This window comes from Thalassotalea sp. 273M-4, from assembly GCF_041410465.1.
GTDB lineage: Bacteria > Pseudomonadota > Gammaproteobacteria > Enterobacterales > Alteromonadaceae > Thalassotalea_A > Thalassotalea_A aquiviva.
This window is the reverse complement of the sequence record NZ_CP166961.1, coordinates 540,947-555,909: the sequence shown is the minus strand read 5'-3', so window position 1 is coordinate 555,909 and position 14,963 is coordinate 540,947. Positions and strand designations below refer to the sequence as shown.

Below are 14,963 nucleotides of genomic sequence, written 5' to 3'. Positions count from 1 at the left end.
TTACGCCGGACGACCAAAACGCAATTCGCGCTCAGCATCAGTCAATGATGCTTGGAAAGATTCACGGTCAAACAAACGAATCATGTACGCTTTTAATTCTTGGCTACCTTGACCTGATAGTTCAATACCAAACGCCGGTAAACGCCATAACAGCGGTGCTAAGTAACAGTCAACTAAGCTAAACTCTTCGCTCATAAAGTATGGCGCTTCATTTAAAATTGGCGCAATGCTTAATAAGCTTTCACGTAATTCATTACGTGCTTTATCGGCTTCAGCAGCGCTACCTGAAATGATTTTTTGGGCCAATGTGTACCAATCACTTTCAATGCGATGCATCATCAAGCGACTGCGACCACGAGCAACCGGATAAACCGGCATCAACGGTGGATGCGGAAAGCGCTCATCAAGGTATTCCATGATGATTTTTGCTTCGTACAAAGCTAATTCACGGTCGATCAACGTAGGTACTGTACCGTAAGGATTTAAGTCTATTAAATCTTCAGGCAAGTTATCCATTTCTACCAAATGAATGTCAACACCGACACCTTTTTCTGCAAGTACTATACGCGTTTGATGCGAGTACATATCGTCGGCGTGAGAAAATAAGGTCATTACAGAACGTTTGTTGGCGGCTAGAGCCATAGATATTCTCCATAGATTTGTTTTTTATTACAGTACTTTACCATGATAACAAGTACGACAAAGGGACAGATACCAAATTACAATTTTGTAATTTGGTATTGCCCCAAAATAGATTAATTAGTGTAGAAAATTAGTGCACGTCGCGCCAATATTCTTTCTTCAATAAGTAACTTAAAATGAAGAAGATTACTAAAAATCCTAATACCCAGTAACCGATACGTTGGCGTTCAAGTTTGCTTGGCTCACCTGTGTATTCTAAAAAGTTAACCAAATCACGAACCATGTTGTCGTAATCAGCCGGGCTTAAAGTTCCAGGTTGTGTTAATACCAAATCATCGCGAGTTAAAGGGCGTTGTTGGTCTGATGGCAATTGTAGCATAGCTTTTGCTTCTGCTGTTAATTCTTGTACACCTTGTAGTTGTTGGAATACGTGAGGCATACCAACATCTTTAAACGCCACGTTATTAACCCCAAATGGGCGTTCAGAATCGGCATAAAACGAACGTAAATAGGTGTATAACCAATCACTGCCACCGCTCTTATAACGAGTCACCAATGTTAAATCTGGTGGCGCAGCACCAAACCAAGCAGCCGCTTCTTTGGCAGGCATGGTGTTGGTAATATGATCACCAACTTTTTCACCCGTATACATTAGGGTTTCAATGCCTTCTTTCTCGTCAATACCTAAGTCTTCAAATGTGCGATTGTAACGCTGATATTGAAGCTGGTGACAACCTAAACAGTAATTCATAAAGGTTTGAGCACCATTACGTAATGACTGTTTATCGCTTAAATCGTTATTCGCACTATCAAGTACGATAGAGCTACCCGCAGCAAATGCAAGCGTAGGGAGCAGGGTTAATAATGCAATTATTGTTCTTTTCATTATTTAGTCACTCTCTCTGGTACTGGTTTTGTCTGCTCGTTTTTCGAGTAGAACCACAAGGCAATGAAGAAACCAAAGTAGCCAAATGATGCAATACGGCCAACTAAGTTAGCTAAATCAGATGCTGGTAAGGTACCTAAAATACCTAGAATAATAAAGCTGATTGAGAACTGAACAATATTCAACAAGTGCCATTTGCTACGGAAACGGAATGACTTCACGGTACCACGGTCAAACCAAGGTAGTGCAAACAACATCGCAATCGCGGCAAACATCACAACCATACCAGCAAGCTTGTGTGGGATAACACGCAAGATGGTGTAAAACGGACCAAAGTACCATACTGGCACGATGTGCTCAGGCGTTTTAAGACCATTGGCTGGTTCAAAGTTTGGCGCCTCAAGGAAGTAACCACCACCCTCTGGAGCAAAGAACATAACCCAACAGAAAATAATTAAGAAACCAGCAACGCCCATAATATCTTTAACTGAGTAGTATGGGTGAAATGGAACCGCATCTACGATGTCGTACTTGCCGCTGTAGTGCTTGTGGAACTCAAATTTACTCTTGTCTGCGTCAGCAACTGTACCTTTTTTCTTTTTAATATCTGTTCCTTCAGGGTTATTTGAACCCACTTCGTGTAAAGCTAAGATATGTAAGAAAACTAATACAACTAAAACCAATGGCAAGGCAATAACGTGCAGTGCAAAGAAACGATTTAAGGTAGCACCTGAAATAACATAGTCACCACGGATCCATGTTGTTAGGTCATCACCAATAACAGGAATAGCACCAAATAAGGAAATGATTACCTGTGCCCCCCAGTAACTCATGTTACCCCATGGTAGTAAGTACCCCATGAAAGCTTCAGCCATAAGTACTAAGAAGATTAACATACCAAAGATCCACAGTAGTTCGCGTGGCTTTTGGTATGAACCGTAGATAAGGCCACGGAACATGTGTAGGTAAACGACGATAAAGAAGGCAGAAGCCCCCGTTGAGTGCATGTAACGTAGTAACCAACCGTAATCGACATCACGCATGATGTATTCAACCGAAGCAAACGCACCATCACCAGATGGTTCGTAGTTCATGGTCAGCCAAATACCGGTAACGATTTGGTTTACCAGTACCAGCATGGCTAAAGAGCCGAAGAAATACCAAAAGTTAAAGTTTTTTGGTGCCGGGTATTGAGCTAGGTGCTTATTCCAAGCTTCAGTTACCGGTAAACGCTTGTCTATCCAAGCCATAAAATCTGCAAACATTACGCTTCTCCTTTGCCGACACCAATAAGAAGGGTGCCTTCAGATGGGAAAGAGTGCTCAGGAACAACCAAGTTAAGTGGTGCTGGAACGCCCGCAAAAACTCGACCTGCCATATCAAATTTAGAACCGTGACATGGACAGAAAAATCCGTAGTCTACGCCTTCAACCTGCTCTGCAAAGTCACCTTTCTTGTAAGTTGGTGCACAACCTAAGTGGGTACAGACCCCTTCAGCAACTAATATCTCAGGGTTAATTGAGCGATATTGGTTCTGAGCATATTGAGGTTGCTGTGCTTCTTCCGATTTCGGATCAAGAAGCAAAGCTTCGTGGCCACCTAGGTTATCAATTATGTCTTTACTACGACGAACAATATAAATTGGTTTACCGCGATATTCAGCACGAATTAATTGGCCTTCAGCGATTTTACTAACATTTACTTCAACTGGAGCACCAGCGGCTTTCGCTTTGGCACTAGGATTCCAGGAAGCAATGAATGGCACAGCAGCACCTACAACGCCTGCACCGCCAACTACCGAAGTAGCTACAGTCAAAAAGCGTCGACGGCCGTTATTCACCGGCGCATTGCTCATTTCATTTCTCCAATACTTATAAAAACAAGTTTTCTGTTTAAAAAGGTGGTTTAACCGAAAATAGCGCCTTTCACTGACAAAAATCAAAGTAAAGGCTAATTTCATGTTAAAAATTTTGTCTATGATAAATAAGGTCACACCTTATTACAAGGTAAAACCATTATACATGTGTGCTTATTTTTAAGATCTGATGTTTTTTAAGCAACTGCAAAGTTATGTCGTTACTATTTCAATTTTTTGGCTAAAAAAATGCAAAAAAAAACCGACCCAAAGGCCGGTTTTGCAATAAACAATACGTAAATATAAATATTAACGTTTTGAGAATTGTGGACGTTTACGTGCTTTATGTAAACCAACTTTCTTACGTTCAACACGACGTGCATCACGAGTAACGAAGCCAGCTTTACGTAAATCAGAACGTAGAGTTTCGTCAAATTGCATTAGAGCACGAGTGATACCGTGACGGATTGCACCCGCTTGACCAGAAATACCACCACCAGTTACAGTGATGTTTAGGTCAAACTTTTCTAACATTTCAACTAACTCAAGCGGTTGACGAACAACCATACGAGCTGTTTCACGACCGAAGTAAACAGAGATGTCACGTTTGTTGATAGTGATTGCACCGTTACCAGCTTTCATAAACACACGAGCTGTAGAGCTCTTGCGACGACCAGTACCGTAATATTGATTATCAGCCATTGTCTATAGCTCCAAAACTTTAGGTTGTTGTGCCGCATGCTTGTGCTCAGCACCAGCATACACTTTTAATTTACGGTACATGTCACGACCTAGAGGGCCTTTAGGTAACATGCCTTTAACTGCAAACTCAATTGCACGCTCTGGCGCTTTTTCGATTAGCTTTTCAAAGCTAATTTGCTTAAGACCACCAGGGAATTCAGTATGCGAGTAGTAAATTTTACCTTTCGCTTTGTTACCAGTTACTTTAACTTTCTCAGCGTTGATAACAACGATGTAATCACCGGTGTCAACGTGAGGTGTGTATTCTGGCTTGTGCTTGCCACGTAAACGTAGAGCAATCTCAGTAGCGATACGACCAAGAGTTTTATCTTCGGCGTCCACTAAAAACCATTCGCGTTGTACGCTTTCTGGTTTAGCTGTAAAAGTTTTCATTAAAAAACCCATTTTAAATTAAGTTACATAAAAAAATAACCAAGTATGGTTATTGGTTTAAATAGACTACGCATTTACCCCTTCGAGTATCGAGTCCGATGCTTTTTCAAGCGTTGTAACGTTGGGAGCCGCGAATTATATAGATATTTTTGAAAAAAATCACGCATATTTTTTAAACTATTTAATTTTTTTCAATAAAATAAGAAAAATTACTTCACTAATCGGCCGCTATCAGTCTAAACATATGGTTTTCCGGCTTTTTCCTAGCTCACCTCTGATCATAATCCCATGGCTCCTAGGGGATATGCTGACAACATAAATAATCATGCGATTGCATTTCTTGCAGTCTTGATAGGCACCGTTTGAATTCAAATTCTAAGCTACCGTTTTGATACAGATCTTCCATAGGAACTTCTGCCGAAATGATCAATTTAACTTTACGTTCATAAAATTCATCCACCATCGCAATAAAACGACGAGCGCTGTCATCGCTATCACCGTTCATTTGAGTCACATTAGCCAACAACACGGTATGATAAAGTCGACTCAACTCCATATAGTCTAGCTGACTGCGGGCGCTTTCACACAGTTGCGAAAATTCAAAATGAACCACCCCATCGGCCTCTTCAACAGTTTGTAGCAAGCGATGATTGATTTCTATGGCTTTAGCTTTTTCGCCATGCTCAGACGCCAATTGTTTAAAGTAGCGCTCTAAATTGTCATCGGCCGCTTGATCTAACGGAAAATGGTAGATCTCGGCTTGTTCTAATGTCCGTAATCGATAGTCAATACCACTATCGACATTCACCACGTCGCAGTGTTGATTAATTAACTCGATTGCGGGTAAAAACCTTGCTCGTTGTAAGCCATTGCGATAAAGCTCATCGGGTATAATATTTGATGTTGCGACCAGAATAACGTGATGCGCAAACAACTCCTCAAATAAAGTGCCCAGTAACATAGCATCGGTAATATCGGACACAAAAAATTCATCAAAACAAATGATTTGGGTTTCTTCGGCCAGTTTTTTGGCTATTATTTTTAGCGGATCGGATTGACCATGAAGCTGCTTTAACTCTTCATGTACACGGTGCATAAAGCGATGAAAATGCACCCTCATTTTTTGTTCAAACGGTAAACTGTCAAAAAACGTATCGACTAAATAGGTTTTGCCGCGACCAACACCACCCCAAAAGTACAGTCCTTTAATCCTCTTTTGCTCGGTTTGACCTAACTTTTTAAACCACTTTTTCAACCAACTCTCAGAGCGAGATGTTGCTACTGGAAGAGCTTGTAAGTCATCAAATAAACGTTGTAAATGTTTAACCGCATTTTCCTGAGCACTGTCATATTCAAAGTTAGGTTGTTGTAAATCTTGCTGATATTTTTGAAGAGGCGTAAGTTTTATCATTGTTGTACTGCTGTTACTGACTAGTCGGACCATTGCACCGCAAGAAATTGATGTGTAATGTGTTATTAAACGCTATTATAAAAGAAAAGTCGTGGCTGATAACAGTGACGCTTGATGAAAACATGTCATTTGATGACGATTTCCCACAATTTTGGTTTTAAAAGGATACATCTATGGAATTTCTTTATTTTTTTATTGGTATCGCAGTAGGCGCCTTAAGTGGCTTTTTTGTCAGTAAAAAATTATCAGCTTCGGAGCAGGACTTTAAATTACTCGAGCAAGAGTCGCAAAAAACCAAAATGACTTTCGAACAATATCAGCAAGAAGTTGCCGAGCATTTGGAGCAATCGGCGCACATGTTGGCTCAAATGAACAGCGCTTGTCACTCTGCTATGGAACAGATGGAAAAAAGTACCCAATTATTGAAAAAAGCCAATACTGAACAGCCGGTGATGCCATTTTTCTCAGAAGAAGCCGAACAACACATTCGTTCTAACAGTGCCCGAACCAAACGCCATAAAAGCATAGAAGCGCCAGCCCCGACAGAACAACCAAGAGACTACTCTTCCGATCCGAGTGGGATCTTTTCTGATCAAAAACAAATTGTTACAAACAACTAAAATAGTCTCCCTGCCCTGGTGGAACTTTTCTTAACCACCAAAGTCAATTAAATCATTAGAGAACCTGTTGAAATTCTTCAGGTTCAACACTATCTAATACCAATACCATTAAGTTTTTGCACAACACAGAGTGACATCAGAAGTTCATTAACACGTTAAATTTTTTAGCATAGTCATTCTATGGTATAAAAATTTAAAGCCATTAATAACTATCTGATCCACTCCCAAAGAGCGAATTTTAAAGGTTTTTATTCTGCCTTATTGATTTTGACAAGGGAATGACCATTGCCTGCAATCAATAACTGGTCGCAAAACCTTGATATTTTCTTGAGTGAGCAAAAACTTAGTGGGATTGGTATAATATTTACCCACTCAATTTGCTACACTTTATTCAACTTGGGTGAGTTTTAATTTTTACCGTAAACCTCAACAGCAGGTTTGATTGCACAACACTATTGAATAACACGATTTAGTCTGGCTGATTTACCCTTGTCAGACCTCAGCCAATTGAGCGTGTTCGCAAAGTAGTTCGTATAAAAATTAGAATGATCATTTGGAGCTCTAACGCTATGACAAAAATATCAACCATCACTCGCATTGCATTGATTGCCGGTACGTTAAGCTTATTACCCGTAACAGCAACAGCAGCCTTACCTTTTTCTATTGGTGGTCAAAAACTACCAAGTTTGGCGCCCATGCTTGAACAAGCCACACCGGCTGTTGTCAGTATATCTGTGGCGGGTACGCAAGAAGTTAATCAGCAAATCCCAGATGCCTTTCGATTTTTCTTTGGTCAACGACGGGGACAACAACAACCTCAAGAGCGCCCATTTCGAAGCTTAGGCTCTGGGGTGATTATCGATGCTGATAAAGGCTATATTGTCACCAATCACCATGTTATCGATCAAGCCGATGAAATCATCATAACATTAAAAGATGGTCGTCAAGTTGAAGCGAAAAAAATCGGTTCAGACTCTCAATCTGATATTGCTCTATTACAAATAGAATCGGATGATTTAACAGAAATTGGCATAGCCGATTCTGATGAGCTTCGAGTTGGTGATTTTGCCGTTGCTATTGGTAGCCCTTTTGGTTTAGGTCAAACCGTGACTTCAGGGATTGTTAGTGCGCTAGGGCGAAGTGGTCTTAACATTGAAAATTTTGAAGACTTTATTCAAACAGATGCAGCGATTAACAGTGGTAACTCTGGTGGCGCATTAGTCAATTTACGGGGCGAGTTGATTGGCATCAACACCGCTATTTTAGGCCCTAATGGCGGTAATGTCGGGATTGGTTTTGCCATCCCCAGTAACATGATGAAAAACCTAATTAATCAAATCATTGAGTACGGTGAAGTAAGACGCGGTGTCCTTGGCATTACCGGCAGTTCCATAAACTCCGAGTTAGCCAAGGCGATGGATCTTGAAACAAATCAAGGTGGGTTTGTAAGCCAAGTAACACCAAACTCTGCGGCCGAAGAAGCAGGGTTGAAAGCCGGGGACATTATTACCAAAGTTAATGGTAAAAAAATCAAAAACTTCAATGAACTACGTGGAAAAATCGGCTCTATTGGGGCTGGTAATACCGTTGACATCACCTTTTTACGCGATGGCGATGAGAGGGAAGTTAAAGTCACCTTAAAATCAATACCTGACGCGAACATCGCAGCGTCTAGTCTTCACCCGATGTTAGACGGCGCCGAATTGAGCAGTAACACCAACGGGCTTGGAGTGATAGTCAACGACGTCGAACCGCAATCACGAGCCGCCGCCGTTGGCTTAAAAAAAGGCGACATTATTGCAGGTGTTAACCGTTCAAGAGTTGAAAACCTTGGCGAATTACGAAGCGCGCTTGATGGCATCAATGGGGTGGTAGCACTCAATATAATTCGTGGTAAAACCGAACTTTACTTAATGATTAATTAAGTTTGCATAACGGTAAAAAGGTGCGAGTAAGCTTCAATTTCTCGCGCCTTACTTACATTTTAATAAGCTAGTCTGGAATTTTTCATTTCGCTCTATCTAATATGGCCTTTATGTTGCTCGCACAATGACGTATAAATATTAATTAATAAGTGCTACCATTTAACAAAATGTGAATAATAAACCCTTGATCCTTTGAAAATAATTTCTCTTTTATCTTATATCCTCAGAGCCTGTAGCTACGGTGTGTTAACCGCTGTGGTGTTGCTTATTCTTATCCCTGATTTACGTAATGGCAACGATGTCTCTTTTGATATTTTTTCACCTTCAACGAAAAAAACACCACCAATATCTTACGCCAGTGCCATCGCCAAAGCAGCACCAGCGGTTGTAAATATCTATTCTGAAACGATTGAATCTAGCCCGCGCTATCGCAATACCCAAATTCAACGCGTAAAACTTGGCTCAGGCGTTATTATGGACTCTAGGGGCTATATCTTAACCAACTACCATGTGGTCCTAAACGCCGAGCAAATCACGGTGGTACTGCAAGACAGCACACTGCTAAGCGCCGAGCTCATAGGTAAGGACTTACTGACCGATTTGGCAGTATTAAAAGTTCAAGCACAAAACCTGCCAACCATTCCTGTTGAAGAGGGGTTGACTCCTCTCGTTGGCGACGTCGTCCTAGCTATAGGTAATCCATTAAACCTGGGGCAAACGGTTACACAAGGAATAATATCTGCGACCGGTCGAAACAGTTTAAGCTCGTCGAGCTATCGTGAGTTTTTACAAATGGATGCGGCAATCAATGATGGCAATTCTGGAGGTGCGTTAGTCAATTCCAACGGTGATTTGGTGGGTATAACCACAGCGCAATTTAAACGTTCAAATCCACAGTTAAACATTCAAGGAATTTTCTTTGCCATTCCTTATAAGTTAGCGGCCAGCGTTATGGAGCAATTAATTCGCAACGGTCGGGTTATTCGCGGTTGGTTAGGGATCGTATCACAGCGTTATAACGTTCAACTCAAAGGTTTGGTTATCGATTCATTAACAGAGCAAAGTCCGGCAGAAAAAGCCGGTTTATTGGCTGGTGACGTGATTTATCAAATCGATAACATCAATATTGAAAGCATTAACCATGCCCTCGATATTATTGCCGAAACTGCCCCTGGTAGCACTTTGGATTTTGGCGTTATAAGACAAAATCAACGCATTATGATCCCGGTAAAAATTGAAGAATTGCCAAACTAAATTCAAACATTGTCTAATAACTAAATAAAATGTACAAAAAAAGCCGGTGATACCGGCTTTTTTTTGTTTAGTGTGGTCGTATTGTACACACTTGGCAATGATATTAGCTGTTCTTAACTCGAACAATATTGGCGCCAAGCTTTTGTAGCTTATCTTCAATATGTTGATAACCACGATCAATATGATAGATTCTATCGACAATGGTTTCACCACGAGCGACAAGCCCAGCAATCACTAGGCTTGCAGATGCTCTTAAATCGGTTGCCATCACTTGGGCAGCGTTTAACTGCTCAACCCCTACCGAGATTGCTGTATTGCCCTCAAGCTTGATGTCAGCGCCCATACGTTGCAATTCTGGTACGTGCATAAAGCGATTTTCAAAAATCGTTTCTGTGGTGGTAGCTGTCCCTTGTGCAATCGCATTTAGGGTGACAAATTGCGCTTGCATATCGGTTGGAAAGGCCGGATGTGGCGCGGTACGAATATCCACAGCTTTCGGACGCGAAGTCATGGTTAACTCAATCCAGTTTGTGCCAACCTCAATTTTTGCCCCGGCTTCTTTTAGCTTACTTAAGACAGCATCTAACGCGCTAGGATCTGTATTTAAACAACGGATCTTACCTCCGGTAACCGCGGCTGCGACCAAAAAGGTACCGGTTTCAATGCGATCAGGCATGACATCGTAATCACAACCCGTTAGGCGCTCTACCCCTTCAATGGTTAACATGTCGGTGCCTTCACCACTGATTTTAGCCCCCATCGCATTTAGGAAGTTAGCTAAATCAACAATTTCGGGTTCGCGCGCTGCGTTTTCAATAACGGTTGTGCCTTCGGCTAGAGCTGCAGCCATCATCAAGTTTTCAGTTCCGGTAACACTCACGGCATCCATAAAGATGGTTGCACCTTGAAGACGGCCTTCCTTTTTAGCAATAATGTAGCCATTTTCAACCGTAATATCAGCGCCCATTTGTTTTAGGCCTTGAATATGTAAATCAACCGGTCTTGCGCCTATTGCACAACCGCCGGGTAATGACACCTCTGCGTGGCCAAAACGGGCAAGCAATGGTCCTAGAACGAGAATAGAAGCTCGCATGGTTTTAACCAAATCGTATGGAGCTAAGCAATTATTGATATTGCTGGCGTCAATTTCGACACTATTTTGCGCACTCCAAGCAACCTTTGCTCCAAGTTCGGATAATAATTTTAAAGTCGTGTTGATATCATTTAATTTTGGCACATTACCGATGTGAGTCGGTGATTCTGCCAAGATAGTTGCCATTAAGATAGGAAGGGCGGCATTTTTGGCACCACTAATAATTACATCACCGTGTAATTCGTTACCGCTGTTTATGCTAAATGAGTCCAATGAAAATTCTTCTATATGTAAAGTTTACGATGGGAGATTAAACATTTTTTCACGGCGCCATTGCTCGTTTGTAAATGTTTTAATGGTTACAGCGTGGATCACACCTTGGTTTATCGCCTCTGATAATGGCGCATACACTGTTTGTTGCTTTTTCACTCGGCTCATATCAGCAAACATGTCTGATACAGCCATAATTGTACATTGCGACCCATCAAAGGTTACGTGTAAATCAGATAGGTCTAATGCTTCGTTAAGCATCGACTTTATTTCGTTGACGTCCACTTCAATTATCTCCAATTAATAGAACCAGGTAAGCTTACCCAGTTATGTTATTGCCAAGGTAGAAAGTCGTATACCTGGCTTAATTTTGCAAGTTTAACCAATTCTTGTGGTGGTTGGGAATAGGTTAGCGAAATTTGGTTGTTTAAAGCGTATTCATTTAAGCAGATCAACCACGCTAACCCGGCCGTATCTATTTTATTAATTGATGATAAATCAATAACTGGATTTGGATTATCGATGACTTCTTGAAAATACTTATTTTGCTTGCCGATAATACTGTGTTGGCTTAATTCACCGACAATGGCCAGCTGACCATCGTCGATAACAGATACACTAAATTGATTTGCCAAAACTAACTCCCGGCTTGTTCCTGTATTTTAGTATTAAGATTTTCACCGTCTTTGAATTCAATCTTACGTTTGCTCTTTTCAAGTAGCATTTCGGTCACTCTAGGAACACCATTTTGAGCAAGAATACTGCGTAACTCTTTTGTTTTGCTGTCCAACATGCTGATGCCTTCAGCCACTAGGTCATACGCCTGCCACTCATTAGTCTTGTTATTGAGTCGCACTTTAAAAACGAGATTTATAATATTACCTTCGCCCATAAGAATATCGACAGGAACCATCACGATGCTTTCTTTGTCGATTTCCTTAATTGGATTAAACACCACTTCTTGGTTGTCGTATAAGGTAAAAACCTGAGCGTAGGAAGTAATTAAATACTCTCTAAAAGCGACAAGAAAGTCCTTAAGTTCTTCTTTTGATGCCGACTTACGGTAGTTACCAAGTACTTTTAAGCCCGCATATTGATAAAAAACATAAGGCATCAACTCTTCACGAACGATGTCTTTAAGTAATTCTGGGTTTTTCTTAATTTCAGCCTCTTCATTAGCAAAGCGCTTAAAGGTGATATCACCCACTTGCTGAATTAATTGATAGGGGTTTTTGGCATTAATTTGCTCAGCAGTCGCATGGTGACTAAAACCAAGAATTAAACAGGTAAACACCCAAAATTGCCATAATGGCTTAGTAATACGTCTCATATAGCTTTCCTGTTAAATTAATCTTCAGCCTGACTAAATAAAAACTGTCCGATAAGCTCTTCCAACACAATGGCTGATTTTGTGTCTTCGATGTAGGACTCAGGTTCTAAAATACCAATCCCTAAGTCTTCATCAATAAAGCCTGGATCCAATCCAATGTACTGCTCTCCTAGCAGACCTGCCGTTAAAATTGATAACGATGCAGCTTCTGAAAATTGATTATATTGCGAGTAAATGTTTAGCGTAACAATAGGAATATAATCTTCTGCGTCCAAGGTTATATTTGAAATTCGACCAACAACAACGCCCCCAACCTTGACCGGTGAACGTACTTTTAAGCCACCGATATTGTCGAATTTTGCATACAACTTGTAGGTTTCGCCATTCCCTTTTATACCAGAATTCGCCACATTAAGCGCCAAAGAAATAAAGGCTGCAAGACCAAGTGCAACAAACAAACCAACAAAAATTTCTATTTTTTTCGACATAATGTCAAACCACCAATTTAAATAACCATTATGCTCTGGGTTTAATTAAGCATAATATTGAATTGCGTTATAATCCAAAAGGCTTGAAGGGTGCTTTCTACTCCCTGCTAAGCCTCAACTCATACGTGATAAATTTGTTTTGCGCTCAGTTAGGTAAACATTAACGCGGTTAAAACAAAATCAAGCCCTAATACCACCAGCGAGGATTGCACCACACACGAAGTGGTTGCGCGACTGATACCTTCCGATGTTGGTACACAGTCGTAACCTTTGTGCACCGCAATCCAGGTTACTGCAAATGCAAATACCATCGCTTTTATGGTGCCATTGTAGATGTCAGCCATATCCACTTGATCTTGCATAACCGACCAAAACGTTCCTTGGTCAACCCCAAGCCAAACCACGCCAACAAGGTGTGACCCCAATATCCCCACCATGGAAAAAATCGCCGCTAATAACGGCATACAAAAGAACCCCGCCCAAAATCTTGGCGCGATAACCCGATGCAGAGGATCAACAGCCATCATTTCTAAACTGGATAATTGCTCTGTTGCTTTCATCAAGCCAATTTCTGCAGTTAAAGCAGATCCTGCCCTTCCAGCAAAAAGTAACGCCGTCACCACCGGACCTAACTCTCTGAGTAATGACAAAGCGACCATCGGCCCTAAGCTTGCTTCTGCACCATAGTCAATAAGTACTCCATGCCCTTGCAAAGCCAAAACCATGCCGATGAACAAGCCAGAGACCACGATGATGATTAAGGATAAGACCCCTACCGAATACACCTGTTGTAAGAATAACGGCCAACCTTTCTTAGGGTTTGGCAAATGCGCAATCGCAGATAGCAGCGTAATGACAGCCCGGCCTAATCCCGCTAGGAGCTCTAACGTTCGACGCCCCAACAATTGAATACTTGCTATCATTTACCTTTCTCTTTGAACAAATTCTGTTTGTAATCTTTGGCTGGAAAATGAAATGGTACCGGACCATCATCTTCGCCATTTATAAATTGTTGTACCAATTCAGATTGTTGGGCCAATATTTCATCAGCGGTACCTTCACCAATAACCTTTTGTTCAGCAACAATATAGATGTAATCCGCAATGCTCATCACTTCTTTAACATCGTGCGATACCACCACCGAGGTGAGCCCGAGTGCATCGTTAAGATCTTTGATCAAGCGAACAATAACCCCCATAGATATTGGGTCTTGGCCAGCAAAAGGCTCATCGTAAAGAATCAAATCTGGATCTAAGGCTATGGCGCGAGCTAACGCAGCACGACGCGCCATACCGCCTGAAAGTTCACTCGGTTTCAAATCTTTAGCGCCGCGCAAACCAACCACTTCCAATTTCATTAATACCATTTTATCAATGATATCTTCTGGTAGTTTTGTATGTTCTCGGATAGGAAAAGCGACATTTTCATAGACACTCATGTCAGTAAATAGTGCCCCTGATTGAAACAACATGCTCATTTTTTTGCGCGTTTGATACAACTGGTTACGGCTTAAACTAGGAATGTTTTGCCCAGCAAATAAAATCTCACCAGAGTGTGGTTTAAGTTGACCACCAATTAACCGCAACAACGTTGTTTTACCAATACCACTTGGTCCCATAATGGCAGTCACTTTGCCTTTGGGAATCTTTAAGCTGATATTGTCATAGATACAGCGCTGTTCCCGAAAAAAGCTCAGATTTTTAATTTCGACTAGGGTATTTGACATATGATGATGCGAGCTATACTCATTGTTTTTCATTTAGTAACACCAAATTCTACCTGAGGACAGAGCCACTTGCATCACAAAAACGTAAATATTTATGAATAACGAGGGTCGGTATTTTTTTGTATTCAATTCTTTATCCTTGTTAGGAGCACGAAATGGTTTTGCTTAAAGGTTTGGGCAGTTTAATAAATTTCAACGCCCTAACGAGATATTTTGTGAAATAATAACCCGCTCCAACGAGGCGACGTTAGTAAATTCAAATCCTGTTTGTCGTAAAATGAATGCCGTTAACAAAACCATTTAATGACAACACTGTCATCAGTAAACAA

General features: G+C 41.1%; 17 protein-coding genes. 3 read left to right on the top strand and 14 right to left on the bottom strand.

What is annotated here, in order from left to right:
* The 7 genes from sspA to zapE form a co-directional block, all read right to left on the bottom strand.
* Positions 1-642 (bottom strand): stringent starvation protein SspA, encoded by a 642-nt coding sequence (gene sspA / locus ACAY00_RS02435; RefSeq protein WP_371376739.1) that lies wholly within the window; start codon positions 640-642, stop codon positions 1-3.
* A 130-nt stretch (positions 643-772) separates the two neighbouring features.
* Positions 773-1,528, bottom strand: a complete 756-nt coding sequence (locus tag ACAY00_RS02430) for a cytochrome c1 (RefSeq protein WP_371376736.1) — start codon at positions 1,526-1,528, stop codon at positions 773-775.
* Positions 1,528-2,793, bottom strand: a complete 1,266-nt coding sequence (locus tag ACAY00_RS02425; RefSeq protein ID WP_371376733.1) for a cytochrome bc complex cytochrome b subunit — start codon at positions 2,791-2,793, stop codon at positions 1,528-1,530. Before ACAY00_RS02425 ends, ACAY00_RS02430 begins: the two co-directional genes overlap by 1 nt.
* The gene (gene petA / locus ACAY00_RS02420) at positions 2,793-3,383 is read right to left on the bottom strand and encodes a ubiquinol-cytochrome c reductase iron-sulfur subunit (protein WP_371376730.1); all 591 of its coding nucleotides are present in this window, start codon (positions 3,381-3,383) and stop codon (positions 2,793-2,795) included. Before petA ends, ACAY00_RS02425 begins: the two co-directional genes overlap by 1 nt.
* Positions 3,384-3,692: 309 nt before the next feature.
* Positions 3,693-4,085, bottom strand: coding sequence for a 30S ribosomal protein S9 (gene rpsI / locus ACAY00_RS02415; RefSeq protein ID WP_371376727.1), 393 nt, complete (start codon positions 4,083-4,085; stop codon positions 3,693-3,695).
* A 3-nt stretch (positions 4,086-4,088) separates the two neighbouring features.
* On the bottom strand, positions 4,089-4,517 hold the full coding sequence (gene rplM / locus ACAY00_RS02410; protein ID WP_371376724.1) for a 50S ribosomal protein L13: 429 nt from the start codon (positions 4,515-4,517) through the stop codon (positions 4,089-4,091).
* A gap of 295 nt (positions 4,518-4,812) precedes the next feature.
* The gene (gene zapE, locus ACAY00_RS02405; RefSeq protein WP_371376721.1) at positions 4,813-5,928 is read right to left on the bottom strand and encodes a cell division protein ZapE; all 1,116 of its coding nucleotides are present in this window, start codon (positions 5,926-5,928) and stop codon (positions 4,813-4,815) included.
* A 173-nt stretch (positions 5,929-6,101) separates the two neighbouring features.
* Between zapE and ACAY00_RS02400 the strand changes: the two genes are divergently transcribed.
* The 3 genes from ACAY00_RS02400 to ACAY00_RS02390 all read left to right on the top strand — a co-directional run bounded on the left by ACAY00_RS02400 (position 6,102) and on the right by ACAY00_RS02390 (position 9,727).
* Positions 6,102-6,548, top strand: coding sequence for a YhcB family protein (locus ACAY00_RS02400; RefSeq protein WP_371376718.1), 447 nt, complete (start codon positions 6,102-6,104; stop codon positions 6,546-6,548).
* A gap of 569 nt (positions 6,549-7,117) precedes the next feature.
* Complete coding sequence (locus ACAY00_RS02395) at positions 7,118-8,473, top strand: Do family serine endopeptidase (RefSeq protein WP_371376716.1); 1,356 nt, start codon at positions 7,118-7,120, stop codon at positions 8,471-8,473.
* Between the two features lie 192 nt (positions 8,474-8,665).
* Positions 8,666-9,727: a trypsin-like peptidase domain-containing protein gene (locus ACAY00_RS02390; RefSeq protein ID WP_371376713.1), complete on the top strand. Its 1,062-nt coding sequence runs from the start codon at positions 8,666-8,668 to the stop codon at positions 9,725-9,727.
* Positions 9,728-9,830: 103 nt separating this feature from the next.
* Here ACAY00_RS02390 and murA read toward each other — a convergent pair whose 3' ends face one another.
* From murA to mlaF, 7 genes are all read right to left on the bottom strand, one after another.
* Positions 9,831-11,093 (bottom strand): UDP-N-acetylglucosamine 1-carboxyvinyltransferase, encoded by a 1,263-nt coding sequence (gene murA, locus ACAY00_RS02385; protein ID WP_371376711.1) that lies wholly within the window; start codon positions 11,091-11,093, stop codon positions 9,831-9,833.
* Positions 11,094-11,117: 24 nt separating this feature from the next.
* Positions 11,118-11,375, bottom strand: a complete 258-nt coding sequence (locus ACAY00_RS02380) for a BolA family protein (RefSeq protein ID WP_371376708.1) — start codon at positions 11,373-11,375, stop codon at positions 11,118-11,120.
* Positions 11,376-11,422: 47 nt separating this feature from the next.
* Positions 11,423-11,725 carry a lipid asymmetry maintenance protein MlaB gene (locus tag ACAY00_RS02375; RefSeq protein ID WP_371376704.1) on the bottom strand — a complete coding sequence of 101 codons (303 nt, stop codon included), beginning with the start codon at positions 11,723-11,725 and terminating at the stop codon, positions 11,423-11,425.
* 2 nt (positions 11,726-11,727) lie between these two features.
* Positions 11,728-12,420, bottom strand: coding sequence for a phospholipid-binding protein MlaC (locus ACAY00_RS02370; protein WP_371376702.1), 693 nt, complete (start codon positions 12,418-12,420; stop codon positions 11,728-11,730).
* A 17-nt stretch (positions 12,421-12,437) separates the two neighbouring features.
* A complete protein-coding gene (gene mlaD / locus ACAY00_RS02365; protein WP_371379505.1) occupies positions 12,438-12,911 on the bottom strand; it encodes an outer membrane lipid asymmetry maintenance protein MlaD in 474 nt (157 codons plus the stop codon).
* Positions 12,912-13,057: 146 nt separating this feature from the next.
* Positions 13,058-13,831 (bottom strand): lipid asymmetry maintenance ABC transporter permease subunit MlaE, encoded by a 774-nt coding sequence (gene mlaE / locus ACAY00_RS02360; protein WP_371376699.1) that lies wholly within the window; start codon positions 13,829-13,831, stop codon positions 13,058-13,060.
* Complete coding sequence (mlaF, locus tag ACAY00_RS02355) at positions 13,828-14,634, bottom strand: phospholipid ABC transporter ATP-binding protein MlaF (RefSeq protein WP_371379502.1); 807 nt, start codon at positions 14,632-14,634, stop codon at positions 13,828-13,830. The genes mlaE and mlaF overlap by 4 nt, the downstream gene beginning before the upstream one ends.
* Positions 14,635-14,963: the final 329 nt, after the last annotated feature.

Excerpts from the sequence above, each read along its gene's own strand:
- zapE (WP_371376721.1), bottom strand. The coding sequence starts at position 5,928 with ATGATAAAACTTACGCCTCTTCAAAAATATCAGCAAGATTTACAACAA.
- ACAY00_RS02425 (WP_371376733.1), bottom strand. The coding sequence starts at position 2,793 with ATGTTTGCAGATTTTATGGCTTGGATAGACAAGCGTTTACCGGTAACT.
- mlaF (WP_371379502.1), bottom strand. The coding sequence starts at position 14,634 with ATGTCAAATACCCTAGTCGAAATTAAAAATCTGAGCTTTTTTCGGGAA.
- ACAY00_RS02395 (WP_371376716.1), top strand. The coding sequence starts at position 7,118 with ATGACAAAAATATCAACCATCACTCGCATTGCATTGATTGCCGGTACG.
- sspA (WP_371376739.1), bottom strand. The coding sequence starts at position 642 with ATGGCTCTAGCCGCCAACAAACGTTCTGTAATGACCTTATTTTCTCAC.
- ACAY00_RS02370 (WP_371376702.1), bottom strand. The coding sequence starts at position 12,420 with ATGAGACGTATTACTAAGCCATTATGGCAATTTTGGGTGTTTACCTGT.
- petA (WP_371376730.1), bottom strand. The coding sequence starts at position 3,383 with ATGAGCAATGCGCCGGTGAATAACGGCCGTCGACGCTTTTTGACTGTA.
- rpsI (WP_371376727.1), bottom strand. The coding sequence starts at position 4,085 with ATGGCTGATAATCAATATTACGGTACTGGTCGTCGCAAGAGCTCTACA.
- rplM (WP_371376724.1), bottom strand. The coding sequence starts at position 4,517 with ATGAAAACTTTTACAGCTAAACCAGAAAGCGTACAACGCGAATGGTTT.
- ACAY00_RS02400 (WP_371376718.1), top strand. The coding sequence starts at position 6,102 with ATGGAATTTCTTTATTTTTTTATTGGTATCGCAGTAGGCGCCTTAAGT.
- ACAY00_RS02430 (WP_371376736.1), bottom strand. The coding sequence starts at position 1,528 with ATGAAAAGAACAATAATTGCATTATTAACCCTGCTCCCTACGCTTGCA.
- mlaE (WP_371376699.1), bottom strand. The coding sequence starts at position 13,831 with ATGATAGCAAGTATTCAATTGTTGGGGCGTCGAACGTTAGAGCTCCTA.